Here is a 23082-nt window from a genome sequence, read left to right as displayed (position 1 = left end):
GAAGCGGCCGGAGGGGGAAGTGCTTCCCCGCCGACCTCTTCCCCCTCCGTCGTCTCTTCGAGCCGACACCTCCCCCTTCAGGGGGAGGATTTGGCGACGCTCCGATTGACACGCTCCCCGGCGCTCCGCTCTCCTCGCCGCATGGAGTCCACGACCGCCCAGCCCGCCATGAGTCTCGCCGCGGCGCTCGAACACGCCGAGCGTCTGCTGGAGGTCGATCCGCGCCTGGCGGCCGAACAGGCGCGGGCGATCCTGGAGGTCGTGCCGCGCCACGCCGACACCACCCGCGTGCTGGCCGCCGCCTTGCGGCTGTCGGGGGATCCCGAGGCCGCCGCCGCGACGGTCGGGCCGCTGGCCGAAGCCCTGCCGAACCTGCCCCTGGCCCAACTGGAACTGGCGCTGAGTCTGGAGCAACTGGGCCGCACCGCCGAGGCCGTACGCGCCTTCGATCGCGCCAGCGCGCTTGAGCCGCGCCTTTCGGAGGCCTGGCGCGGGCTTTCCGAGAACCTGGCGCTGCTGGGCGACGAAGTCGGCGCCGAGAAGGCCCTGGCGCGGCAGCTGCGCGCCTCGACCCGCGATCCTATCCTGGTCGAGGCGGCGACGGCGCTATCCGACAATCGTCTGGGCGAGGCCGAGCGACTGCTGCGCGAGCGGCTGAAGGAAGACGCCGGCGACGTCGCCGCCATCCGCATGCTGGCCGAGACCGGCGCGCGCCTGGGCCGCTACGCCGACGCCGAGGGCCTGCTGACCCGCTGCCTGGAGCTGGCCCCCAACTTCGCCGCCGCGCGCCACAATCTGGCGACCATGCTCTATCGCCAGAACAAGAACCTGGAGGCCCTGAGCGAGATCCAGCGCCTGACCGACAAGGATCCGCGCCATCCCGGCTACGCCAACCTGCGGGCGGCGATCCTGGCGCGGCTGGGCGAGTACGACCAGGCCATCGCCGTCTGCGAGCGGATGCTGGCCGAATACCCCAACCAGCCCAAGGGCTGGATGAGCTATGGCCACGCGCTGAAGACCGTGGGCCGCCAGGCCGACGCCATCGCCGCCTACCGCAAGGCCCTGGCCCAGGCGCCGACCCTGGGCGAGGCCTGGTGGAGTCTCGCGAACCTGAAGACGGTGAAGTTCGACGCGGCCGATGTCGCGGCCATGACCGCCGCCCTCGACGCGCCGGGCCTGTCCGACGACGACCGCCTGCACCTGCGCTACGCCTTGGGCAAGGCGCATGAGGACGCGCAGGCCTGGGACGTGGCGTTCGAACACTACGCGGCCGGGGCGGCGATCCGCCGGAATCAGCTGAACTACGACGCGCAAGAGAACGCCGCCGAGACGGCGCGGGCCAAGGCGGTGTTCACGCCCGGATTCCTGGCGGCGCGGGCGGGGCAGGGCGCCCAGGCCCCCGATCCGATCTTCATCGTCGGCCTGCCGCGCGCCGGCTCGACCCTGATCGAACAGATCCTGGCCAGCCACTCGATGGTCGAGGGCACCATGGAGTTGCCCGACCTGATCGTCATGGCGAGGCGACTGGGCGGCAAGACCGCCAACCGGGCCGAGTCCAGCTATCCCGAGGTGCTGGCCGAATTGTCGCCGGATGAGCTCCGCGCGCTGGGCGAGGAGTTCATCGAGCGCACCCGCGTCCAGCGCAAGACCGACCGGCCGTTCTTCATCGACAAGATGCCCAACAACTTCGCGCACGCGGGCTTCATCCACCTGATCCTGCCGAACGCGAAGATCATCGACGCCCGCCGACATCCGCTGGGCTGCTGCTTTTCGGGCTTCAAGCAGCACTTCGCCCGGGGGCAGGCGTTCAGCTACGACCTGACCGACATCGGCCGCTACTATGTCGACTACGTGGAGCTGATGGCCCACTTCGACGCGGTGCTGCCCGGCCGCGTCCACCGGGTGATCTACGAACACATGATCGAGGATCCGGAGCGCGAGATCCGCGCTCTGCTGGACCATTGCGGCCTGCCGTTCGAGGAAGCCTGCCTGTCGCCGCACAAGAACGACCGCGCCGTCCGCACCGCCAGTTCAGAGCAGGTCCGCCGCCCGATCTTCAAGGACGCGGTCGAGCACTGGCAAAAATTCGAATCACACCTCGACCCGCTGAAGCAGGCATTGGGACCGGTCCTCGACGCCTATCCGGACGCGCCCGTTATTTGACCATCCGCCCGGCGTCCTCCCCCGCGCCTGCCATTTCTGCAACACTTCAAGGAATTGACATCAAACTGAAATTTCCAATCTTGCCGGACGCTTGAGGCAGGTCGAACCTCGTTCGATCAAAGCCGCCAAGGGGAGCGACTAAATGTCGTCGGGATCGGTTCGTTTGAAGAAGGTCGGCATGTGTTCCGCCGCCTTGTTCGCATCTACAATGTTCACCACCATCGCCTACGCTCAAGCGCAGGCGCCGCAATCATCGACCGCTCTGGAAGAAGTGGTCGTCACCGCGCAGAAGCGATCGGAAAACCTGCAGGATGTGCCCGTCAGCATTCAGGCGATGGGCGGCGAGAAGCTGGAGCAACTGCAGGTCGCGGCCTTCGTCGACTATGTGAAGTACCTGCCTAGCGTGTCGTTCACGACCTCGGGCCCAGGGTTCGGCCAGGTCTATATGCGCGGCGTGGCCAGCGGCGGGGACGGCAACCACTCCGGCTCGCTGCCCAGCGTCGGCGTCTATCTGGACGAACAGCCAGTCACCACCATCCAGGGCGCGCTGGACATCCACGTCTACGACATCGCCCGGGTCGAGGCCCTGGCCGGTCCGCAAGGCACGCTGTATGGCGCGAGTTCCCAGGCCGGCACGCTGCGGATCATCACCAACAAGCCGACGACCAGCGGCTTCTCGGCCGGCGTCGACGTCGAGGCCAACAAGGTCGACCACGGCGGCACGGGCCACACGGTCGAAGGCTTCGTCAACGTCCCGCTGTCGGACAAGATGGCCGTGCGGGTGGTCGGCTGGGACGTCCGCGACGCGGGCTATATCGACAACGTGGCGGGCTCGCGCACCTATACGCGCGGCGATGCCGATCCGACCAATGACGTGACGATCAACAACAAGTCCCGGGTCAGGGACAACTATAATTCCGTCTACACCCAGGGCGGCCGCGCGGCCCTGCGCATCGAGGTCGACGACAACTGGGTGATCACGCCCACGGTCATGGGCCAGGTGCAGAAGGTGGGCGGCCTGTTCGCCTTCGACCCCAAGGTCGGGGACCTCAAGGTCGCGCACTTCTACCCGGAAAGCAGCAAGGACAAGTGGGTCCAGGCGGCCATGACCATCGAGGGGCGGATCGCCAATCTCGACGTCACCTACGCCGGCTCGTACCTGAAGCGTAACGACGTCACCAACTCGGACTATACCGACTACTCGTACTTCTACGACCAGTTGGGCTCGGGCTTCGCCTGGACCGACAACGCCGGCAATCTCGTGAACCCCTCGCAGTACATCCAGGGCAAGGACCGGTACCGCAAGGAAAGCCACGAGATCCGCATCGCCTCGCCGCAGGACCAGAAGCTGCGGTTCGTGGTCGGCGGCTTCTACCAGAAGCAGAAGCACCACATCTTCCAGAACTACAAGATCGACGGCCTGGGCAGCACGCTGTCGGCGCCGGGACATACGGGCACCATCTGGCTGACGGCGCAGCAACGGATCGATCGGGACAAGGCCGTGTTCGGCCAGGCCGAGTATGACATCACCGAAAAGCTGATGCTGACCGCCGGTATCCGGTTCTTCAAGTCGAACAACACCTTGGCCGGCTTCTTCGGCTATGGGGCCGGCTATGGCTCGACCGGGGAGCGGGCCTGCTTCGCCTCGACGGTCAAGGTCGACGACGCGCCTTGCATCAACCTGGACAAGGGCACCAAGGAGAGCGGCAACTCGCCGAAGGTCACGCTGACCTACAAGCTCGACAGTTCGAAACTGGTCTACGCCACCTATTCCAAGGGCTTCCGGCCGGGCGGCATCAACCGCCGCTCGACCCTGCCGCCCTACCGCGCCGACTATCTGGAGAACTACGAGGCGGGCTGGAAGACCACCTGGCTGAACAACAGCTTCCGCTGGAACGGCGCGGTGTTCATGGAGGACTGGAAGAACTTCCAGTTCTCGATCCTGGGCGCCAACGGCCTGACCGAGATCAAGAACGCCAACCAGGCCCGCATCAAGGGCGTGGAAAGCGACATCACCTGGGTCCCGGTCCACGGCCTGACGATCAACGCCTCGGGCGCCTATACCGACGCCAAGCTGACGGCCAACTACTGCGGCTTCACCGACGCCTCGGGCAATCCGATCACCACCTGCGCCTCGCCGCAGGCGCCGGACGGCACGGTCTTGCCGGTGACGCCGAAGTACAAGGCCAACCTGACGGCGCGCTACGAGTTCAGCCTCGCCGACTGGGACGCCTTCGCCCAGGGCGCCGTCGTCGGCCAGTCCGGCAACTGGACCGACCTGCGCTTGAAGGAGCGCGCCATCATCGGCCGGCAGAAGGGCTACACGACCGCCGACTTCTCGGCCGGCGTCGACAAGGATGGCCTGTCGATCTCGGTCTATCTGAAGAACGCCTTCGACAAGCGGGCCAGCCTGAACCGCTACGCCGAGTGCGCCGAAAGCGTCTGCGGAACCCAGTACTACATCGTCCCGAACCAGCCCCGCACCATCGGGGTCAAGCTGGGCAAGACGTTCTAGGATCCGTTCAAGGTCTAGGGGAAGGGGAGTCTCGATCATTCCCCTTCCCCCGTCGTTCCCGCCACAAGGGCGGGAATAACGACAGAATAGCCGAGCGGGTTAGGGAGTGAGTTTAGAGTGAAGACCTCGGATCCAAGACCCCTGGGCCTGTGGATGTGCACGGCGTTGGTCGTGGGCAACATGATCGGCTCGGGCGTCTTCATGCTGCCGGCCTCGCTGGCGCCCTATGGCTGGAACGCCGTCATCGCCTGGTTGATCACCATCGGCGGGGCGTTGTGCCTGGCGCTGGTCTTCGCACGGCTGGCCCGGGCCTTTCCCCGCGCCGGCGGCCCGTTCGCCTATACCGAGGAGGCGTTCGGCAGACCCGCCGGCTTCATGGTCGCCTGGTCGTACTGGATCTCGGTCTGGGTCTCCAACGCGGCCCTGGCCATCGCCGCCGTCAGCTATATGAGCGTCTTCGTTCCGGACCTGGCCAAGACCCCAGGTCTGGCGGCCCTGGTCACGGTCGCGATGGTGTGGATCGCCACGGCGATCAACTGCGCCGGGGCCCGCACGGCCGGCTGGACCCAGCTGGTGACCACGATCCTCAAGTTGGCGCCGCTGGTCGCCGTGGCCAGCCTGGCCGGCCTCATCCTGCTGCGCAAGGGACCCGCGGCGATCGCGCCCTTCGAGCCCTCGGCCCTGTCGGGCGGCAGCGTCACCGCCGCCGCGGCCCTGACCCTGTGGGCGTTGCTGGGCGTGGAGTCGGCCACCATTCCCGCCGAGCAGGTTGACCAGCCCGAGCGCAATATCCCGCGCTCGACCCTGTTCGGCACGGCCTTCACCGGCCTGATCTATCTGCTCGTCTCGTCGGGCGTGCTGCTGCTGACGCCGGTTTCGGTGTTGCAGGGCTCGAACGCCCCGCTGGTCGACTTCATGGCCTATCACGGCGGCGGCGACTTTCGCCTGGCCCTGGCCGCCTTCGCCGCGATCAGCGCCCTGGGCGCCCTGAACGGCTGGGTGCTGCTGCAGGGGGAATTGCCGGCGGCCATGGCTCGCGAGGGCGTCTTCCCCGCCTGGATGGGCAAGACCACGGCCAACGGCACGCCGGTTCGCGCCCACCTGATGTCCAGCGTGCTGGTGACGATCCTGGTGGTGATGAACTACGCCAAGTCCATGGCCGACACCTTCACCTTCATGGCCCTGCTGGCCACGGCGTCGAGCCTGTTCGCCTATCTCTTCTGCTCGCTGGCGGTGCTGAAGCTGGGGCGCGAGAAGCGGATGCCCGTCTCGCCGGCCTTCGCCGCCATCGCCGCCTTGGCGGCGGTCTACTCGGCCTGGACCTTCTACGGCGCGGGCTGGTCGGTGACCTTCTGGGGGCTGGTGCTGCTGGCGGCCGGCGCGCCGGTCTATCTGCTGATGCGCCGCGCGCGCCTGGCTCGCGAGGCCGCCCGATGATCGCCCGCCCCAGGATCGCCTACCTGACCGCCGCGGCCCTGCTGGCCGGGCTCGTGGCCACCGCCGCATCGGCCGGCGAGGCGTCGTATGTCCGCGCCGGGCGTCTGATCGACCCGCAGTCGGGCAAGGTGCTGACCGACCGGCTGATCCGCGTCGAGGACGGCAAGATCACCGCCGTCACGGCCTGGACGACCGCGCCGAAGGATGGCCCCGTGACCGACTGGTCAAAGCTGACCGTCCTGCCCGGCCTGATCGACATGCACACCCACCTGGTCGACCAGGAGCAGACCGAGAACATCGCCGAGCCGCTGCTGACCACGGCCGCCTACCAGTCGTTCATCGCCGCCGATCACGCCCGCAAGACCCTGATGGCGGGCTTCACCAGCGTCCGCGACGTCGGCACTTGGCGGGCGTTCGGCGACGTGGCCCTGCGCGACGCCATCAACAACGGTCTCGTGCCCGGCCCGCGCATGTCGGTGGCCGGGGCCTATATCACCGCGCCCGGCGGGGGCGGTGAGGTGACCGGCATCGCCGCCGACGTCGGCATCCCGGCCGAGATGCGGGGCGGGGTGGTCGAGGACGCCGCCGACACACACCGCAAGGCGGCCAATATCCTGGCGCATCACGCCGACTTCCTGAAGCTGATCGCCACCGGGGCGGTGCTGACCGTCGGCACCGAGCCGGGCCAGCTGGAGCTGTCGGAAGACGAGATCCGCGCCGCCGTCGAGGAGGCCGCCCGGCGCGGGACCTACGCCACCGCCCACGCCCACGGGGCCGAGGGCATGAAGGTCGCCATGCGGGCCGGCGTCCGCTCGATCGAGCACGGCTCGCTGATGGACGACGAGGCCATCGCCATGATGAAGGCCAAGGGCGTGTTCCTGGTCGCCGACATCTATGACGGCGACTGGATCGACGAATACGGCAAGGCCCACGGCTGGCCGGCCGAGACCCTGCGCAAGAATTACGAGACCACCGAGGCCCAGCGCGAGGGCTTCCGCAAGGCGGTCAAGGCGGGGGTCAAGATCGCCTACGGCACCGACTCCGGCGTCTATCCGCACGGTCTCAACGCCCGCCAGCTGCCCTACATGGTCAAGTACGGCATGACGCCGATGCAGGCGATCCAGTCGGCCACGACCGTGGCGGCCGAGCTGATGGGCAAGACCGGCAAGGTCGGCTGCGACGCGGCCGGCTGCTACGCCGACCTGATCGCGGTGTCGGGCGATCCGCTGGCGGACATCGGGATCCTGACCCGGATTCCCAAGGTCATGAAGGGCGGGGCGGTCGTAAAGGACGCCCCCTAGCCCGCTGTGAAATTCGGCACAGCGGACCTTGGCCCGGACCATGCATTGTGCATCGCAGCGCAATTTGATTGTGCGAGAGCGAAACAACTGTCATGTCGACGTGGTTAGTACACGTTGAGTACGTCCAAGGAGGTCTCCATGACCGAGAACCACTACTACGTCCGCCCGGTCGCCGGTGTGTGGCATGTGACCTGGAACGACTCGGCCGAACTGATTGGCTGCTATTCCTCGCAACACGAAGCCGAGGCCCTGGCCCAGCTGCTGGCCCGCCACATGCGCGAACAGGGCCGCAAGGCCCAGGTTCACGTCGACGCGCCGGAAGTCCGCACGCCCTCGTGGGGCCGCAACCGCGCGGCGCACCAGGCGGCTGCGGCTTAAGCCAGCCAGCTCTCCAGCGCGCGCGTCACGATCGCGCGCGCCTCTTGCGGGCTGAAGGTCGCCGGGTCCAGGCACAGCTCCAGCCACAGGCCATCGACGGTCGCCGTCAGGGCGATGGCGGCCAGGCGGGTGTCGGCGACGTCCGCCTCGCTCAACAGCCCTTCCAGTCGCGCCCGGAAGTCCGCGTAGGACGCCGCGTGGATCGCGGCGATGCGCGGCTTGGTCTTAACCAGGCTCCAGAACCCGATCCAGGCGGCCAGCAGTCGCGGATCCAGCACCGGCGGCGCGAAGCTGGCGCCCAGATAGGCCAGCAGCCGCTGGCGAGATGTCGGGCCGGCGGCCTCCAGCGCCGCGTCCAGCGCCGCATCGATCCGCTGGCCGACAGCCTCGTAGGCCGCCGCGATCAGGTCGTCGACCCCCTCGAAATAGTGGCGCAACAGGCCCGGCGAGACGCCCGCCTCGGCGCAGATCGCGCGGACGGAGGTTCCTTCGACGCCTTCGCGCGCCAGCACGGTCTCGGCGGCGGCCACGAGCGCCTGACGGCGGACGTCGGCGGTCTCGCGGGTGAAGGCGGCGCGGGTCACCTTCCCCATCCCCAAAGCTTGTCATCCCGGCCGCGGCGAAGCGGAGAACCGGGACCCAGGGGCGACCGCACCGCGCCGGCCCCTGGGTCCCGGACAGCGCTACGCGCTTCTGGGATGACAGGCGTTTGAGCGGCCTTAGGGCTCACCACCCCTCCGGCGGCCTGGCCATCCGAGCCTCCGGGATCAGGGCCCGCATCTTGCGGCCAAAGCTGCGCAAGCTGACCTCGCTGGTCGCCAGCGGTCCCGCCGTGAAGGTCCGCGAGGCCATGCCCTGCTGCACGCGCGCCACCAGCTCGGTGTCTTCGGCGTTGACCTGCCGGTTGATGCGCCAGTTCAGATAGCGCGCCGCCTTCATCTCGCGCCGGTCGTCGGGCAGGGCGTAGGCGATCTCGCGGATCATGGTCTCCGTGGCCGAGATCGGGATGAACTGCATGAAGTCCACCTGGTCCGGATAGATGTCGAAGGCGAAGTTCGGCCACAGCTTGAAATAGGTCCACAGCCGCTTGCGGTCGCCGGGCAGGTGCGGAACGTCGGGCAGCAGGTCCTGATAGAGCCGCTCGGACGGGCTTTCCGACGGCTCGTCGATCAGCTGGCCCCACATCTTGTCGACGAAGGTGTGGGCCTCGACGCCGTAGCCCTTGCCGAACAGCCGCGTCAGGCCCGGGTGGGCGACGGGGATGTGCAGCCCGTCCGAATAGTTGTCGCTGATGTTCTTCCAGTTGACCGCGCGCGGCCGCAGGGTGACCCGGCCGAACGGCTGCAGCTCCTCGAAGCGGTAGTGGGCGACCTCGTCCTCGTAGGGGGCCATCATCGTCGCCACCGACGGCCCTTCCCCCTCGATCCGCACGAAGACGAAGCCGCGCCAGATCTCCGTCTCGATCGTGGCGAGCCCCTCCTTGGCCATGTCCAGCGCCGGATAGTCGTCGCGCATCGGCACGCCGATCAGCCGGCCTTCCAGGTCGTAGGTCCAGGCGTGGTAGGGGCAGACGATCCGCCCGCCACAGCGACCGACCGGGCCGTCCAGCAGCCGCGCGCCCCGGTGGCGGCAGACATTGGCGAAGGCCCGCGCGCCCCCGTCCTTGCCGCGCACCACCACCAGGCTCTCGCCGACGAAGTCGAAGGTGTGGAAGTCGCCGGCCTTGGGGATGTCGTTCAGGTGACAGACGATCTGCCACGACGGCCGGAAGATCTTGTCCTGCTCCTCGCGAAAGAAGCGCTCGGAGCCGTAGATCCAGCCGGGCAGGCCCCAGTCGGCCTGGGGGTCTTCGTTGGAGATGGCGGTCATCGGGCGCCTCCTTCTCCGATTTCCCCGGCGAATGCCGGGGCCCAGATCGTAAGGCTGTGAGGCGCCAGATAAGGCCTAGGCTCGGGATGTATCTGGGTCCCGGCGTTCGCCGGGAAGATCGGGTTTTTAGGCATCACCGCCCCACCACCGACAGCTTCAGGGCCGTGACGAAGTCCTTGTCCCTCAGGATCTCCCGCGCCGCGTTCCGCCCCGGATTGCCCGACACCCCGCCGCCCGGATGCGTGCCGGCCCCGCACATGTAGAGCCCTCCGATCGGCGCGCGGTGGCTGGCGTGGCCCAGGAAGGGGCGCGTGGCCCACAGCTGATCCAGCGACATGTGGCCGTGCATGATGTCGCCGCCGATCAGGCCGAACTTCCGCTCCAGGTCCAGCGGCGACAGGATCGTGCGGCCCAGCACCGAGGCCTTGAAGCCCGGCGCCCAGCGCTCGACCGTGTCGACGATCAGGTCGGCGGCGGCCTCGCGCTCGTCGTCCCACGAGCGGCCGTTCGGCAGGGTGGGGGCGAACTGCTGGCAGAACAGGCTGGCCACGTGCTGGCCCGGAGGGGCCAGCGAGGTGTCGATGGTCGAGGGGATCAGCATCTCGACGATCGGAGCCTTGCTGATCCCGTCCCCTTTCGCGTCGCGATAGGCGGCGTCCATGTAGTCCAGGCTGGGGGCGATCACGATGCCCGACTGGTGGTGCTCGGCGGCGTCCTTGCCGGGCAGGCAGATGAAGCTGGGCAGCTCCGACAGCGCCACGTTCATCCGGAAGGTGCCCGAGCCGTTCTTGTAGCCGTCGACCGTCTTGCGGAAGTCGGCGGTCAGGGCCGAGGGCGGGACCAGCTTTTTGTACAGTAGGGCCGGATTGACGTTGGCGCTGACGATCGGGGCCATCACCTGGCGGCCGTCGACCAGTTGCACGCCGACTGCTTTAGCGCCATCGACATGGACGCCCTCGACCGGCGCGTTCAGCAGGATCTCGACGCCCGCCGCCTCGCAGGCCTTGGCCATCGCCTGGGTGATGGAGCCCATGCCGCCGACCGCGTGGCCCCAGGCGCCCTTCTTGCCATTCACCTCGCCGAAGGTGTGGTGCAGCAGGACGTAGGCCGATCCCGGCGAGTCCGGGCTGGCGAAATTGCCGACCACGGCGTCGAAGCCGAAGGCGGCCTTGACCGCGTCGCTCTCGAACCAGCCGTCCAGCACGTCGCGGGCGCTCTTGGTGAACAGGTCCAAGAGGTCGCGCTTCCTCTGCCGGGAAAGCATGGCCAGGCGGCCGCCCTGGCGCAGGGCCCGCAGCGCGCCCGGCAGGCCGTCGCCCAGGTTCGGCGGCGTTTCCTGGGCGAAGTCGCGCAGCACGTCGCCGATCTCGTCCAGCATGGCGTAGTAGGCCGGCAGCACCTCGGCGTCGCGATAGCTGAACTTGCGGAACGCTTCCTGAGTGCGCTCCAGCCCGCCGCCCAGCTTCAGATAGCGCTCGTCGCTGATCGGCAGGAAGTTGGAGATCGGCCGTTCCAGGAAGGTCAGGCCGTAGTCGTGCAGGCCCATGTCGGCGATCACCCGCGGGTTCAGCAGGCTGACCGTGTAGCTGGCCACGGAGTTGCGGAAGCCGGGGTGGAACTCCTCGGTCACCGCCGCCCCGCCGACCACGCCGCGCGCCTCGCAGACCGTGACCTTCAGCCCGGCCTTGGCCAGGTAGAAGGCGCAGACCAGACCGTTGTGACCGCCGCCGATGATCACGGCGTCGCGGGTGGTGGTTTCGGCCATGGTGTCTCTCCCCCAGAGTAGGTGGAGAGGTTGCTATACGATCGTACAATAGGCAAGCGGTCGCGCCGAGGGCGCGACCGCCATATCGTCAGGCCGCCTTGACGCTGGGCCGTTCCTGCACGCGTTGACGCCAGGCGGTCAGCGCCGTGCAGTCCTCCGGCACGTCGATCTTCGCGAAGCCGGCGAAGACCAGGCCCTCCAGCACGGTGATGTCGGCCATCGAGAACTGGTCGCCGGCCACATAGGGACGGTCGCGCAACACGCCGTCGAAATAGCGCATGCCGGCCACGGCCCGCTCGCCCTGGCGGCGGCCGAAGGCGTCGCGGCCGGTCCAGGTGGGCTTCTTGCCGTCCTCGATCGCCGCGCCAAGGCCCGGGGTGGCGTAGTGGAAGTAGTCGGCGACCGCGTCGATCAGTTCGACCTCGGCGCGCTTCTGCATCATGTGGATCATGGCCTTGTCGCGCGGGGTCGCGCCGGTCAGCACCGGCTTGCCGTCGAGATTGTCGAGATACTCGGTGATGGCCGTGCATTCCGAGATGTAGAGGCCGTCGTCCAGTTCCAGCACCGGCACGGTTCCGGAGGGGTTCTTGGCCAGGAAGGCGGCTTCCTTGTGCTCGCCGCCGGGCAGGTCGACCTTCACGAATTGGACCTGGTCGGTCAGGCCCTTCTCGCCCAGGGCGATGCGGACGCGCAGCGGGTTCGGGAAGCCGGGGATGTCGTGGATCTTCATGGTCACCTCCATTTGTCTATCTATCGATAGGTAGATTGCGGGGCCGGCATAGGGGCTTCCGCTGGCGGCTGTCAACGTCTATCTACTGGTAGGTAAGTTTGAGACGATCCGAGCGACGATGAGCACCGACACCCGCGAGACCATCCTGGCGGCCGCCCAGGCGACCGTGCAGGCCAAGGGCTACAACGCCCTGAGCTTCCGGGAGCTGGCCAAGGACGTCGGCATCAAGAGCGCCAGCATCCACTACTATTTCCCGACCAAGGGCGACCTGGGCGCGGCCCTGGCGCGGCGCTACACCGACAATGCGATGGGCTATTTCGACCAGCTGATCGCCGAGGGGCGGCCGATCGAAGAGACCTTCCAGCGCTATGTGGCGGTGTTCCGCGCCGCGCTGCGCAACGACAACCGCATGTGCCTCTATGGCGTCATGGCCGCCGAATATGGCGACCTGCCGGACGCGGTGCGCCTGGCGGTCGACGCGTTCAGCCAGGCCAATGTCGACTGGCTGGTGAAGCTGCTGGGGCCGCGACATCCGGAGCTGGACGAGGCGGCGCTGCGTCACCGCGCGCTGGCGATCTTCGCGGCGATCGAGGGCGCGCAGCTGGTCGCGCGGGGGCGCGGGGATATCAGCGTGTTCGACCAGACCCTGGCGGCCTACAGCGCGGCGGGGCTGACGCCCTAACACCTCGTCTTGTCATCCCGGAAAGCGCGCAGCGCTTGTCCGGAATTGCAGGAATTAGTGAGCTGAAGCCTCCGCCTTCCCCCGCGCCGTCAGCCAGTACATCACCGGCGTCGCCACGCGGCTGAGCAGGGTGCTGGTGATCAGTCCCCCAATGATCGCGATGGCCAGCGGCGAGTAGAGGCCCGAGCGTTCCAGGGCCAGCGGCAGCAGCCCGCCGATCGCCGTCACCGAGGTCAGCAGCACCGGCAGGAAGCGCACCTCGCCGGCCTTCTCGATGGCGTCGTGCAGGTTCATGCCCTCGCGGCGCAGCTGTTCGGTGAAGTCGACCAGCAGGATCGAGTTCTTGATCTCGATGCCGATCAGGGCGATCACGCCGATCGTGGCGGTGAACGACAGGGAATAGCCGGTCAGGGCCAGGGCCAGCACCGCGCCGAACACCCCGAACGGGATGATGCCGGCCACCACCAGGGCGGTCTTGAACTTCTGGAACTCCAGAACGAGCACGGCCAGGATCCCGAACACCGCCACCAGCACCGCCGCGCCCAGGCCGGCGAAGCTTTCCGACGCGGCCTCGGCCTCGCCGCCCAGCGACAGGCGGTAGCCCGGCGGCAGCGGCAGCTCCTTGTTCAGCCGCGCCAGGGCGTCCTGCGTGACGCCCGAGGCCAGGAAGCCGGTGCGAACCCAGGCGCTGACGGTCACGGTCCGCTCGCGGTCGAAGCGGTCGATGCGCGAGGGGCTGGATTTGAGGCGCGGGGTGGCGATGGCGTCCAACGGCGCGGCCAGGCCGTCGGCGGTCGGGACATAGACGCCCTTCAGGGCCGAGAGCGGATTGCGCGCCGCGCCGTCGGCCTGGGCCATGGGCAGTCGCACCTTGACCGCGTAGTCGTCGCCGTCCGGATCGCGGAAGCGGGCGGTCTCCTCGCCGGACAGGGCCAGGCGGGCGATGCGCCGCGTGGCGCCGGCCTGGACGCCCAGGGCGGCGGCCTTGGCCTCGTCGACGCCGAGGTCGAGGTCGGTGCGGTCCAGGCGGACGGGGTTGGTGACGTCGCGGGTTCCGGGCGTGGCCTTCAGGATCGCCTCGGCGCGGGCGGCCAGGGCCTTCAGCACGTCGAGGTTCTGCCCGGTCAGTCGGATGGCGACGGGCGCGTCGATCGGCGGGCCGTTCTCGAAGGTCTGCACGCTGATCCGCGCGCCGGGATAGTCGGCGAACTGCTGGCGCAGGCGGTCCAGCACCTGCTCGCTGCGGCCCGGCTCCCAGCGCTTGAGGCTGACGAACACCTCGGCGAAGGTCGTGGCGCTCTCGCGCTGGCTCTTGTTGTAGAAGATCTGCGGGTTGCCGCGGCCGAGGTTGGCCGCTTCCCAGATGACGTCCGGCTCGGCCCGCACACGCTGCTCGACATAGCGCAGCACCTGGTCTGTGCGGGCCAGGGACGTCCCGTCGGGCGTCTCGATGCGGATCAGGAACTGCGGCGTCTCGGCGGCCGGGAACAGCGACGAGCCGACCAGCTTCACCAGCGGGAAGGTGGTCAGGCAGATGGCCAGCAGGACGGCCATGGCGACCCACGGCCGGGCCAGGGCGCGGTGCAGCACCGGCCGATAGAAGCGGTGAATGCCGTTGTTGACCGCCCGCAGCAGGGCGTTGCCCTCGGGATCGGAGTGCTTGTCCAGCAGGCGGCTGGCCAGGAACGGGATGATGGTCATCGACACGAAGAGCGAGGCGGCGATCGTGCACAGCACCGTCACCGGCAGCGACTTGATATAGGCCCCCGAGCCCGCAGGCAGAGCCATCAGCGGCAGGAAGGCCAGCATCAGCGTCGCCGTGCAGCCCAGCACCGCCAGGCTGATCTGGCGGGTGCCGTTGATCGCCGCGTCGACCCGGTCCTCGCCCTCGCGCACACGGCGGGCGATGTTCTCGGTGATGACGATGCTGTCGTCGACCAGCAGGCCGAGCGCCAGCACGAAGCCGGCGATCGACAGCTGGTTCAGGGTGAAGCCCAGCGCCTGCAGCATGGTCAGGCCGATCAGCAGGGAAAGTGGGATCGACACCATCACCACCAGGCCGGCGCGCGGACCCAGCGGCAGCAGGGTGATCAGCACCAGGCACAGGGCGATGCCGAAGTCGCGGAACAGGTTGTTCAGCCGGTGCTTGACGTTCTCGGCCTGGACGAAGCCGCGCTCCATCTTCACCCCGGCGGGCAGGGTCTTTTCGTAGTCGTCCAGCACCCGCTGCACGCCCTTGGTGATCTTGGCGACGTCCTGGCCGTCCTTCTGGTTGACGGTCAGGAAGACGGCGCGCTTGCCATTGAAGCGGGTCAGATGCGTCGGCTCGGCCTGGGCCCAGGCCACCTGGGCGACATCGCGCACGCGGGTCACCTGGCCGCCCAGCGAGCGGACCGGCGTGTCGCCGATCGTCGCCAGCTCATGGAAGGCCCCGCCGGACTTGACGTTGAAGCGGCGCTCCCCCGCCTGGACCGCGCCGATCGGCGCCTCGGCGCCGGCCGCTTTCAGGGCGTCGACGACGGCGGTGGGCGGCAGCTTCAGCGCCGACAGGCGGGCGAGATCCAGGGTCACCTGCACCTCCGAAGGCGGCGCGCCCCAGTACTTGGCCTCGCGCACGCCCGGCACGCGGTCCAGCCGCTCGCGCAGGCGGTCGGCGGTCTTCTCCAGGCGGCGCATCGGCAGGATGTCGGAGGTCAGGGCGACCTGGACGATCGACACCTCGGTGGTGCGGATCCGCTCGATCTCCAGCCGCTGCACGCCGGCCGGCAGGTTTCCGCGGATGGCGTTCACCTCGCGCACCACCTGGTCGAACTTGCGCTCGGTGTCGACGTCCCAGGTGAAGTGGACGCGGATGATGGCCGAGCCGTCCACGGCGGTCGACTCGACCTTGTCGATGTCGTCGAGGCCGTCGACGGCGTCCTCGATCGGGTCGACGATCAGCTGCTCGATCTCCGAAGGCTCGGCGCCGGGCAGGACCGCGCGGACGATGACGATCGGCGTCGGGAAGTGCGGGTCTTCCGAGCGCGGCACGTTGTTGAAGGCGTTGATCCCCAGCATGATCAGCAGGCCGAAGGCGACCAGGGTGAACTGCCAGCGACGGACGGCGAAGGTCGCGAGATCGAACTTCACGGCTTACTGACCCCTGGAGGCGTCGAGACGCTTGGGATCGATGACTCGCACGGCCTCGCCATCGGCGACGAAGCCGGCCCCGGCCGTGATCACCTGGGCGCCGTCGGGCAGGCCCGAGACCAGGGCGTCGTCGCCGTCGAAGCCGCCGAAGCCGACGGCCATGCGCCGGGCCTTGCCGTGGTCGAACCGGTAGACGAAGGCGCGCTGGCCGTTGGCCTCCAGCACCGCCTCGGCGGGGATGCGGGCAAAGGCCGTCGTGGCGCCCGGCGCGGTGCGAACCGACAGCGAGGCGTGGGCGACCTGGCCGCTGCGCAGGGCGGCGGGCGGGGCGGAGAGCTCGATTTCGACGCTGATGGCGCCGGTGCGGGTGTCGGCGGCCTCGCCGACGCGGGTGACGCGGCCAGACAGGGTCTGCTCCGCGAGGTCCTCGACCCGAACCTGCGCCACATCGCCGACCCGCACCCGCGCGGCTTCGCGAGCGGAAAGCGGCAGGCGCAGGACGAGCGGGCTGGAGAGGTCGGCGATCCGCGCCACCACCTGGCCGGCGGCGACGACCTCGCCCGCCTGGGCGCGGCGCTCCAGCACCACGCCCGAGGCCGGCGAAACGAGGCTGGCCCAGCGGCGGTCGAAGCGGGCTGCGTCATAGGCGGCCTGGGCGGCTTTCAGTGCGCTCTGGCGGTCGTCGATCCGCTGGCGGCTGACATAGCCCTTCTCGAACAGCGTCTTGTCGCGCTCGATGTCGCGGCGGGCGCGCTCCAGGTCGGCCACGGTCTGCTGCTGGCGCGCGTCGACCCCGGCCGGATCGATGGCGGCGACCAGCTGGCCGGCCGAGACGCGGTCGCCGGCCTCGACCTTCATGGCCGTCAGCACGCCGGGGATGCGGAACGACAGCGCCATCTCGCGGCGGCGCTCCAGCGTACCGGCTCCGGTCACGGCGCCGGCCGCTCCGGGCGCGGCGACGCGGGCGGCCTCGACCGGAGTCGGCGGGGTCGCCGCCTCGGTCTTGGCCTTGCCGCCACAGGCCGCCAGCGCCGTCGTCATCAGCAGCGCCGCCAGGGGAGGGAGCGGTGTCCGCCACATAAGCTGTTCCAAATCGATCGATGATAAGTTATCAGTGATTGATAGCGATGGCTTGTCAAGCTTGGATAGCAGTGGTCAACGACCTTCGATGAAGTCTCCCCAAACGCGTTCCCCACGCAAACCCAAGGGCCAGGGCGCCGAGCGCCGCGAGGAGATCCTCGACGCCGCCCAGAGCCTGTTCGCCCAGAAGGGCGTCCACGCCGTCTCGACCCGCCAGATCGCCGAGATCGCCGGCATCTCGCAGCCGGCCCTCTACGCCTACTTCACCACCAAGGACGACATCGCCGCCGAGCTGTGCGTGCGGGCCTTCGCGATCCTGGGCCAGCGGATGGCCGACGCGCGGGTCGGCTACACCCCGACCACCGAGAATTTCGATCGCTGCCTGCGGGTCTATATCGACTTCGGCCTCGACCATCCGGATGCGTACCGCGTGGCCTTCATGCTGGAGAAAAGCATCGACGGCTCGTTTCTTGAGAAAACCGGCGGAAAGCCGATGGCCGCCGGCAAGGAAGTCTTCCAGGTGTTCGTCGAGATGGTCGGCGAGCTGCACGCCGGCGGGCTGATGGCCGGCGACGACGTGATGGCCGCGACCCAGTCGTTGTGGGCCGGGCTGCACGGCCTGGTCTCGCTGCTGATCGCCCGGCCGGAATTTCCCTGGATCGAGCGCGAGACGCTGATCGCCACCCATGTGGCCATGCTGCGCAGAGGCGCGCTCAAGTAGGGGGCGTTGAAGTAGAGGGCTCGGACCTCTAAGTGAGCGCCTCGCTCTTTCGGGAAGGATCCCCATGGCCCAGCTCCTGCCGCTCCAATCGTTCAGCCTGCAGGAGACCGACGACGGCTATCGCCTGCTGGTCTCGGCCATCGGCGGCGAGTCGCTCTACGTCTCGATCACCCCCGACCAGATGGACGACATCATCGACAGCCTCGAGAACGCCATGGGCGGCGAGGGTGAAGGCGGGAGCGAAGTCGAGGACGACGGGGAGTTCTAGGAACACCCTTTTCCTGGTGGCAGGGTCAGCGCCCGCAACGCGGTCAGCGCCCGGCTCAAGGTCGCCCGCTTGGCCGCCGCGCCCAGCGAGACCCGCAGGCCCTCACCGACCGCTCCCGGCGCCCGGAAGGCCTCCGCCCCCACAAGCGCCAGGCCTCGGTCCCTGGCGGCCGGCGTCGCGGTCGCGCCGGGCAGCCAGACGTGCAGGCTCTCGGGCCCGCCCGTCGCCGCCGGCAGCAGCGCCGCCGCCAGGGCGCGACGGGCCACCGCCTCCTCGCGGACGCCCTCCAGGATCCGGGTCGCGACGCCGTCGCGGATCCAGCCGGTGACCACGGCCGCCATCAGCGGCGCGGGCATCTGGGCGATGGCGTGCAGAGTCCGCGCCGCGCCCTCGGCCTGTCCCGGTGGGGCGACGATGTAGGCCAGGCGCAGGCCCGGCGAGAGCGCCTTGGCGGTGGTGGCGACATGGAACACGCCCTCCGGCCATAGGGCGGCGAGGGCGGGCAGGGGCGCGGCGGGCAGCAGGCCGTAGGCGTCGTCCTCGATGATGGTCACGCCGGCCGCGCGGGCGATCGCCACGACCGCCTCACGTCGGGCAAGGCTCATGGTCGCCGCCGTCGGGTTCTGGAAGGTCGAGGTGCAGCACAGCAGGCGCGGACGATGCTGGGCGATCAGCCGATCCAGCGCTTCCGGCTCCAGCCCCTCGGCGTCCATCGGGCAGGCCACGATGCTCAGGCCGCGCCGGGCGGCGGTGGCCAGCAGGCCCGGATAGGCGAAGGCCTCGGCCAGGATCACGTCGCCAGGCGTCGTCAGGTGGTCCAGCAAGGCCGACAGCGCCGTCTGGGCGCCGCTGGCGACGATCACCCGCTCGGCGGCCGTCTCGCCCAGGCTCGGGGCCAGCCAGGCCGCGCCGGCCGTGCGCTGGGCCAGGGAGCCGGCGCCAGGGTGATAAGCCATCAAGGTCGCCGGATCGGTCCGGGCCAGGATCGCGCCGGTCGCCTCGCGCAGCAGCGCCGCCAGGTTCAGCCCCGCGGGCGGCGGCGGCAGGTTCATCGACAGGTCGACCAGCCCGGCCTCGTCCTCGATCGTGCGAGAACGGATGAAGGTGCCCCGTCCCGTGGTCCCCTCGATCAGCCCCCGCTCGCGGGCCAGGGCGTAGGCGCGGGTCACCGTCGTGAAGTCGATCCCAACCAGCCGGGCCACCTCGCGCTGGGCTGGGATCTGGTCGCCGGCCTGCAGCTCGCCCTCGGCCACGGCCCGCTCCAGGGCCTCGGCGATCCGGCGATAGGCGGGACCGTCCAGGGCCTCGATGCGGCGCAGCCAGGCGGCGGCCGGATTCGGTGATCCCCTAGTTGCGGGCATGGCTCAATATCCATACATTAATCGCACAATGTATGGATCAATCCTGCGATTGTAGGAAGGGGCCTCTGATGGCCGACTATGAAGTTTACGACTCCCCGACGCCGATCGAGGCCGGCTTCAAGTGCTGCTGCCCGCGCTGCGGCGAGGGCAAGCTGTTCGGTGGTTTCCTGAAGCTGGCGCCGAAGTGCGACCGCTGCGGGCTGGACTACAGCTTCGCCGACCCGGCTGACGGCCCCGCCTTCTTCGTGATGAGCGGCATCGGCATTCTGGTGATCGCCGTCTTCGCCTGGATCGAGGTGACCTATCACCCGCCGATCTGGGTGCATCTGGTGACGGTGTTCCCCGCGCTGATCATCGGCTGCCTGGCGACCCTGCGCCCGGTGAAGAGCTGGCTGGTCGCCTCGCAATATATCAACAAGGCCGAGGAAGGCCGCTTCGAGAGCCTGGGCCGCCACGACTTCGACTCGCGGCGGCTCTAAGGGGCTGGGGGCTAGACCCCCAGCGACCCGGCCACCTGACGCGTGGCCGCGTTCAGGCGGTTCCAGACATTGATCGCCGAGATGCTGATCAACAGGCCCGCCAGCGCCTTTTCGTCATAGTGGCGGGCGGCCTCGTCCCAGACCTCGTCGGACACCGGGTCGGCCTTGTCGGCGACGCGGGTCACGGCTTCGGCCAGGGCCAGGGCGGCGCGTTCGGCCTCGGTGAAGTAGGGCGTGTCGCGCCAGCCGGCGACGGTGGCCACGCGTTCGGGGCTCTGGCCGGACTTCAGGGCGCCGCGGGCGTGCATCTCCAGGCAGACGCCGCAGCCGTTGATCTGGCTGACGCGCAGGTGCAGCAGTTCATGCAGGGTTTCCGGCACGCCCTCGACATGGGCGGACCTGGACAGCGCCATCATCGCCTTCATGGCGTCGGGCAGCAGATGGGCGGGTTGGGTCATCCTGGCGTTCATTTGGCGGGCTTGCATCGGTCTTGCTCCTTGCGGTTTGGCGACGCCGTCGGTCACATCCGGCGGCTTGCGTTCGTCGAAGAGGTGACGAAGCCCGACGGAGCGATGTGACCGATGCCGCGAGAAAATGTCCTGGCCGACCGTTTCGAGGCTGATCGGGCGCGTCTGCGCGGCGTGGCCTATCGGATGCTGGGCTCGCTGCCCGAAGCCGAGGACGCCGTGCAGGAGGCCTGGCTGCGGCTGTCGCGGTCGGGCGCCGACGGTGTCGACAATCTCTCGGCCTGGCTGACCACGGTCACTTCGCGCGTGTGCCTGGACATGCTGCGCAGCCGGAAATCCCGTCGCGAGGACGCGCTGGACGGCGGGATCGAACCCTCGGTCAGCGGCGAGGACGCGGTCGAGCGCGAGACGATCCTGGCCGACTCCGTTGGGCTGGCCCTGCTGGTGGTGCTGAAGGCCCTGAGCCCCGCCGAGCGCATCGCCTTCGTGCTGCACGATTTGTTCGACATGCCGTTCGACCAGATCGCTCCGATCGTCGAGCGTACGCCCGACGCGGCCCGGCAACTGGCCAGCCGGGCGCGCCGCCGGGTGCGCGGCGGCGCGGCGTCGCTGGACGCGGCTCAGACCGCGCAGAAGAGCGTGGTCGACGCCTTCCTCACCGCCTCGCGCACCGGTGATCTGGCGGGACTGATGGCCGTGCTGGCGCCGAACGTGGTGGTCCGCTCCGACATCCTGGGCGGCGGCGGTCAGGTCCGCGAGCTGCGCGGCGCCGAGAAGGTGGCCAATTTCTACAACGGCCTGGCCCAGACCGCCCGCACGGCCCTGGTCGATGGCGCGATCGGCGCGGTGGTGGCGCCGTTGGGCCGGCTGACCCGCGTGCTCGACTTCCGCGTCGAAAACGGCCGGATCGTCGAGATCTTCGTCGCCGGCGATCCGGATCGTCTGGACGCCGTCGAAGTGGCGATGGTCTAGCCTATTTCAGCAGCAACTGCCCGCGCCGCGACAGCTCGTCCTTGATCTTGCCGGCGGCCATGCCCAGCAGGCCCGGCAGGCTGATGTCGAGGCGGGCGTGGTCCTCCAGCACCTGGACGACGCCGTTGATGGTCTGGCCCATGGCGACGGCCGAGAAGTTCAGCACGTCGCCGGCCCAGCTCTGGGTGAAGCCCTTGGCGTCGCCGCCGGGGATCTGGCCGGCCAGCTGCGCCAGGCCCTGTTCCAGCCGCCGTTTGGCCTCGGCCGCGCCCAGCTGATGGGGGATGTTGATGCTGATGGTCTTGGCCATGGGGTCCTCTGGGCGGCTTTCCTTGGGCGGCTTTCCGGCAAAACGCGGCGGGATACGAAACGGTTTGCGCGATCGGTTCAATACGTCCGATTCTGGCGCATGGCGCGCTCAAGTTGGTCCTTACCAGATGAGGCCCCTCATCGGACCGGGGAAAAGACATGACCGACTTCGCCATGATCCAGCCGTTCGCCCGTCGTGCCCGCTTCGTGCGTCCGGGCCGTCCGGGCGGCGTCCTCGGCGCCATCCACTATGCCGGCGTGCTGCTGGTCTGGCTGGCCCTGTTCGTCGTCGACCGCCCGCTGGCCCTGAAGGTGATGGCCGAGCGCCGCGCGGACTCGCCGATCCCCCGTCGCTGGGGCTGGTGATTTGGGGGCTGGTAGGAGACCACAAAACGCGGCATCCCTTCGGGCATGTCGATCGCCGTCTCCGTCCGCCCGGTTTCGCACCCGCTGAAGGCCCCGTTCCGCATCTCGCGCGGGGTCAAGACCGCCGCCGATGTGGTCGAGGTTATCGCCTCGGCCGACGGTCATGTCGGGCGCGGCGAGAGCGTGCCCTATGGCCGCTACGGCGAGACGGTCGACAGCGTGCTGGCCCAGCTGACGCCGGCCCTGGCCTCGACGGATGTGGAAGGCGCCTGCGCCGCCCTGCCGCCCGGCGCGGCCCGCAACGCCCTGGACCTGGCGCTATGGGATCTGCGGGCCAAGCGCACCGGGGTCAGCGTGGCCGCCACCACAGGCCTGCCGATCCCTTCCGCCCTGGTCACCGCCGTGACCGTCAGCCTCGACACGCCCGAGGCCATGGGCGCGGCCGCCCGCGCCGTGGCCGACGCGCCGCTGATCAAGATCAAGCTGTCGGCCGAGGACCCCGCCGCCCGCCTGCGCGCTGTCGCGGCCGCCGCGCCCAATTCCCGCTTCATCGTCGATCCCAACGAGGGCTGGACCTTCGACATTCTCGACGGATTGAAATCCCTGCTGGCCGACCTGCCGATCGCCCTGGTCGAGCAGCCGCTGCCCGCCGACGCCGACCATGACCTCGAAGGCTGGGACCCGCCGTTCACGGTGTGCGCCGACGAGTCCGTCCATGTCGGCGGCGACCTGGCGGCGCTGAAGGGGCGCTACCAGGCGGTGAACCTCAAGCTGGACAAGACCGGCGGCCTGACCGAGGCGGTCACCATGCTGAAGGCGGCCAAGGCGCTGGGTTTCCAGGTGATGACCGGCTGCATGGTCGCCTCGTCCCTGGGCGTCGCGCCGGCGCTGCATCTGGGCGGGGCCAGCGACTTCGCCGACCTCGACGGGCCGTGGTGGCTGGCGACCGATCATCCCGGCGGGCTGCGGGTCGAGCGCGGCCGGATCACGCCGCCGAAGCCGGGCTTCTGGGGCGACGCGGTGACAGCCCAGGGACTGTGGCTGTAGCGCGGGAGATCTTTCCCGTGGTTTGGTGCGTATCTCCGTGACC

21 protein-coding genes and 1 pseudogene are annotated in these 23082 nt (G+C 69.1%); 13 read left to right on the top strand and 9 right to left on the bottom strand.

The features are described from left to right. Positions 1-141: 141 nt before the first annotated feature. From AC1RNC_RS12425 to AC1RNC_RS12405, 5 genes are all read left to right on the top strand, one after another. Entirely contained in the window at positions 142-2163 is a 2022-nt protein-coding gene (locus AC1RNC_RS12425) for a tetratricopeptide repeat-containing sulfotransferase family protein (protein WP_492886642.1), read from the top strand. Positions 2164-2305: 142 nt separating this feature from the next. After that, on the top strand, positions 2306-4678 hold the full coding sequence (locus AC1RNC_RS12420; RefSeq protein WP_492886640.1) for a TonB-dependent receptor: 2373 nt from the start codon (positions 2306-2308) through the stop codon (positions 4676-4678). A gap of 153 nt (positions 4679-4831) precedes the next feature. Continuing rightward, positions 4832-6115, top strand: a complete 1284-nt coding sequence (locus AC1RNC_RS12415; RefSeq protein ID WP_492887214.1) for an APC family permease — start codon at positions 4832-4834, stop codon at positions 6113-6115. Next, a complete protein-coding gene (locus AC1RNC_RS12410) occupies positions 6112-7416 on the top strand; it encodes a Xaa-Pro dipeptidase (RefSeq protein ID WP_492886638.1) in 1305 nt (434 codons plus the stop codon). The genes AC1RNC_RS12415 and AC1RNC_RS12410 overlap by 4 nt, the downstream gene beginning before the upstream one ends. 138 nt (positions 7417-7554) lie before the next feature. Further along, positions 7555-7794, top strand: a complete 240-nt coding sequence (locus AC1RNC_RS12405) for a hypothetical protein (protein ID WP_492886636.1) — start codon at positions 7555-7557, stop codon at positions 7792-7794. Here AC1RNC_RS12405 and AC1RNC_RS12400 read toward each other — a convergent pair. Continuing rightward, the gene (locus AC1RNC_RS12400; protein ID WP_492886634.1) at positions 7791-8387 is read right to left on the bottom strand and encodes a TetR/AcrR family transcriptional regulator; all 597 of its coding nucleotides are present in this window, start codon (positions 8385-8387) and stop codon (positions 7791-7793) included. The genes AC1RNC_RS12405 and AC1RNC_RS12400 overlap by 4 nt on opposite strands. Between AC1RNC_RS12400 and AC1RNC_RS12395 the strand changes: the two are divergent. Beyond that, positions 8359-8472, top strand: a pseudogene (locus AC1RNC_RS12395) (hypothetical protein); the annotation flags it as partial. The gene AC1RNC_RS12400 and the pseudogene AC1RNC_RS12395 overlap by 29 nt on opposite strands. A gap of 48 nt (positions 8473-8520) precedes the next feature. On the opposite strand, the gene AC1RNC_RS12390 reads toward AC1RNC_RS12395, so the two are convergent. The 3 genes from AC1RNC_RS12390 to AC1RNC_RS12380 form a co-directional block, all read right to left on the bottom strand. Then, positions 8521-9663: an aromatic ring-hydroxylating oxygenase subunit alpha gene (locus tag AC1RNC_RS12390; protein ID WP_492886632.1), complete on the bottom strand. Its 1143-nt coding sequence runs from the start codon at positions 9661-9663 to the stop codon at positions 8521-8523. A gap of 133 nt (positions 9664-9796) precedes the next feature. Beyond that, a complete protein-coding gene (locus AC1RNC_RS12385; protein WP_492886630.1) occupies positions 9797-11428 on the bottom strand; it encodes a phytoene desaturase family protein in 1632 nt (543 codons plus the stop codon). A gap of 88 nt (positions 11429-11516) precedes the next feature. After that, positions 11517-12158 (bottom strand): glutathione S-transferase family protein, encoded by a 642-nt coding sequence (locus AC1RNC_RS12380; RefSeq protein WP_492886628.1) that lies wholly within the window; start codon positions 12156-12158, stop codon positions 11517-11519. A 118-nt stretch (positions 12159-12276) separates the two neighbouring features. On the opposite strand from AC1RNC_RS12380, the gene AC1RNC_RS12375 reads away from it, so the two are divergent. Continuing rightward, on the top strand, positions 12277-12840 hold the full coding sequence (locus tag AC1RNC_RS12375) for a TetR/AcrR family transcriptional regulator (protein ID WP_492886626.1): 564 nt from the start codon (positions 12277-12279) through the stop codon (positions 12838-12840). A 54-nt stretch (positions 12841-12894) separates the two neighbouring features. On the opposite strand, the gene AC1RNC_RS12370 is transcribed toward AC1RNC_RS12375, so the two are convergent. Further along, positions 12895-15969: an efflux RND transporter permease subunit gene (locus AC1RNC_RS12370; RefSeq protein WP_492886625.1), complete on the bottom strand. Its 3075-nt coding sequence runs from the start codon at positions 15967-15969 to the stop codon at positions 12895-12897. 3 nt (positions 15970-15972) lie between these two features. After that, positions 15973-17061 (bottom strand): efflux RND transporter periplasmic adaptor subunit, encoded by a 1089-nt coding sequence (locus tag AC1RNC_RS12365; RefSeq protein WP_492886623.1) that lies wholly within the window; start codon positions 17059-17061, stop codon positions 15973-15975. A 76-nt stretch (positions 17062-17137) separates the two neighbouring features. Here AC1RNC_RS12365 and AC1RNC_RS12360 point away from each other — a divergent pair, with 76 nt between their 5' ends. After that, a complete protein-coding gene (locus tag AC1RNC_RS12360) occupies positions 17138-17770 on the top strand; it encodes a TetR/AcrR family transcriptional regulator (RefSeq protein ID WP_492886621.1) in 633 nt (210 codons plus the stop codon). A 64-nt stretch (positions 17771-17834) separates the two neighbouring features. After that, a complete protein-coding gene (locus AC1RNC_RS12355; RefSeq protein WP_492835847.1) occupies positions 17835-18038 on the top strand; it encodes a hypothetical protein in 204 nt (67 codons plus the stop codon). On the opposite strand, the gene AC1RNC_RS12350 is transcribed toward AC1RNC_RS12355, so the two are convergent. Beyond that, positions 18035-19399 (bottom strand): aminotransferase-like domain-containing protein, encoded by a 1365-nt coding sequence (locus tag AC1RNC_RS12350; protein ID WP_492886619.1) that lies wholly within the window; start codon positions 19397-19399, stop codon positions 18035-18037. The two genes, AC1RNC_RS12355 and AC1RNC_RS12350, sit on opposite strands and share 4 nt — an antisense overlap. Positions 19400-19467: 68 nt before the next feature. Here AC1RNC_RS12350 and AC1RNC_RS12345 point away from each other — a divergent pair, with 68 nt between their 5' ends. Then, positions 19468-19878: a DUF983 domain-containing protein gene (locus tag AC1RNC_RS12345; protein WP_492835843.1), complete on the top strand. Its 411-nt coding sequence runs from the start codon at positions 19468-19470 to the stop codon at positions 19876-19878. 11 nt (positions 19879-19889) lie between these two features. On the opposite strand, the gene AC1RNC_RS12340 is transcribed toward AC1RNC_RS12345, so the two are convergent. Next, entirely contained in the window at positions 19890-20363 is a 474-nt protein-coding gene (locus tag AC1RNC_RS12340) for a carboxymuconolactone decarboxylase family protein (RefSeq protein WP_199743390.1), read from the bottom strand. A 96-nt stretch (positions 20364-20459) separates the two neighbouring features. Between AC1RNC_RS12340 and AC1RNC_RS12335 the strand changes: the two genes are divergently transcribed. Then, the gene (locus AC1RNC_RS12335; protein ID WP_492886616.1) at positions 20460-21317 is read left to right on the top strand and encodes a sigma-70 family RNA polymerase sigma factor; all 858 of its coding nucleotides are present in this window, start codon (positions 20460-20462) and stop codon (positions 21315-21317) included. A gap of 1 nt (position 21318) precedes the next feature. Here AC1RNC_RS12335 and AC1RNC_RS12330 read toward each other — a convergent pair whose 3' ends face one another. Continuing rightward, on the bottom strand, positions 21319-21627 hold the full coding sequence (locus AC1RNC_RS12330; protein ID WP_492886615.1) for a polyhydroxyalkanoic acid system family protein: 309 nt from the start codon (positions 21625-21627) through the stop codon (positions 21319-21321). 158 nt (positions 21628-21785) lie between these two features. On the opposite strand from AC1RNC_RS12330, the gene didA reads away from it, so the two are divergent. Both didA and AC1RNC_RS12320 read left to right on the top strand, forming a co-directional pair. Continuing rightward, positions 21786-21992 (top strand): DNA damage-induced SOS-independent cell division inhibitor A, encoded by a 207-nt coding sequence (didA, locus tag AC1RNC_RS12325; RefSeq protein ID WP_492886613.1) that lies wholly within the window; start codon positions 21786-21788, stop codon positions 21990-21992. Between the two features lie 45 nt (positions 21993-22037). Then, positions 22038-23039: a dipeptide epimerase gene (locus AC1RNC_RS12320; RefSeq protein WP_492886611.1), complete on the top strand. Its 1002-nt coding sequence runs from the start codon at positions 22038-22040 to the stop codon at positions 23037-23039. Positions 23040-23082: the final 43 nt, after the last annotated feature.

Source organism: Caulobacter sp. GW822-FHT01G02 (assembly GCF_058802865.1).
Note: the sequence above shows the minus strand (reverse complement) of the source record. Positions and strands in the feature narration are given on the sequence as shown.

Bases quoted from the DNA above. Each gene is read 5' to 3' on its own strand.
- AC1RNC_RS12390 (WP_492886632.1), bottom strand. From the start codon at position 9,663: ATGACCGCCATCTCCAACGAAGACCCCCAGGCCGACTGGGGCCTGCCC.
- AC1RNC_RS12350 (WP_492886619.1), bottom strand. From the start codon at position 19,399: ATGCCCGCAACTAGGGGATCACCGAATCCGGCCGCCGCCTGGCTGCGC.
- AC1RNC_RS12415 (WP_492887214.1), top strand. From the start codon at position 4,832: ATGTGCACGGCGTTGGTCGTGGGCAACATGATCGGCTCGGGCGTCTTC.
- AC1RNC_RS12360 (WP_492886621.1), top strand. From the start codon at position 17,138: ATGAAGTCTCCCCAAACGCGTTCCCCACGCAAACCCAAGGGCCAGGGC.
- AC1RNC_RS12330 (WP_492886615.1), bottom strand. From the start codon at position 21,627: ATGGCCAAGACCATCAGCATCAACATCCCCCATCAGCTGGGCGCGGCC.
- AC1RNC_RS12385 (WP_492886630.1), bottom strand. From the start codon at position 11,428: ATGGCCGAAACCACCACCCGCGACGCCGTGATCATCGGCGGCGGTCAC.
- AC1RNC_RS12400 (WP_492886634.1), bottom strand. From the start codon at position 8,387: ATGGGGAAGGTGACCCGCGCCGCCTTCACCCGCGAGACCGCCGACGTC.
- AC1RNC_RS12420 (WP_492886640.1), top strand. From the start codon at position 2,306: ATGTCGTCGGGATCGGTTCGTTTGAAGAAGGTCGGCATGTGTTCCGCC.
- AC1RNC_RS12425 (WP_492886642.1), top strand. From the start codon at position 142: ATGGAGTCCACGACCGCCCAGCCCGCCATGAGTCTCGCCGCGGCGCTC.
- AC1RNC_RS12355 (WP_492835847.1), top strand. From the start codon at position 17,835: ATGGCCCAGCTCCTGCCGCTCCAATCGTTCAGCCTGCAGGAGACCGAC.
- AC1RNC_RS12345 (WP_492835843.1), top strand. From the start codon at position 19,468: ATGGCCGACTATGAAGTTTACGACTCCCCGACGCCGATCGAGGCCGGC.
- AC1RNC_RS12380 (WP_492886628.1), bottom strand. From the start codon at position 12,158: ATGAAGATCCACGACATCCCCGGCTTCCCGAACCCGCTGCGCGTCCGC.
- AC1RNC_RS12340 (WP_199743390.1), bottom strand. From the start codon at position 20,363: ATGCAAGCCCGCCAAATGAACGCCAGGATGACCCAACCCGCCCATCTG.
- AC1RNC_RS12335 (WP_492886616.1), top strand. From the start codon at position 20,460: ATGCCGCGAGAAAATGTCCTGGCCGACCGTTTCGAGGCTGATCGGGCG.
- AC1RNC_RS12410 (WP_492886638.1), top strand. From the start codon at position 6,112: ATGATCGCCCGCCCCAGGATCGCCTACCTGACCGCCGCGGCCCTGCTG.
- AC1RNC_RS12375 (WP_492886626.1), top strand. From the start codon at position 12,277: ATGAGCACCGACACCCGCGAGACCATCCTGGCGGCCGCCCAGGCGACC.
- didA (WP_492886613.1), top strand. From the start codon at position 21,786: ATGACCGACTTCGCCATGATCCAGCCGTTCGCCCGTCGTGCCCGCTTC.
- AC1RNC_RS12405 (WP_492886636.1), top strand. From the start codon at position 7,555: ATGACCGAGAACCACTACTACGTCCGCCCGGTCGCCGGTGTGTGGCAT.
- AC1RNC_RS12320 (WP_492886611.1), top strand. From the start codon at position 22,038: ATGTCGATCGCCGTCTCCGTCCGCCCGGTTTCGCACCCGCTGAAGGCC.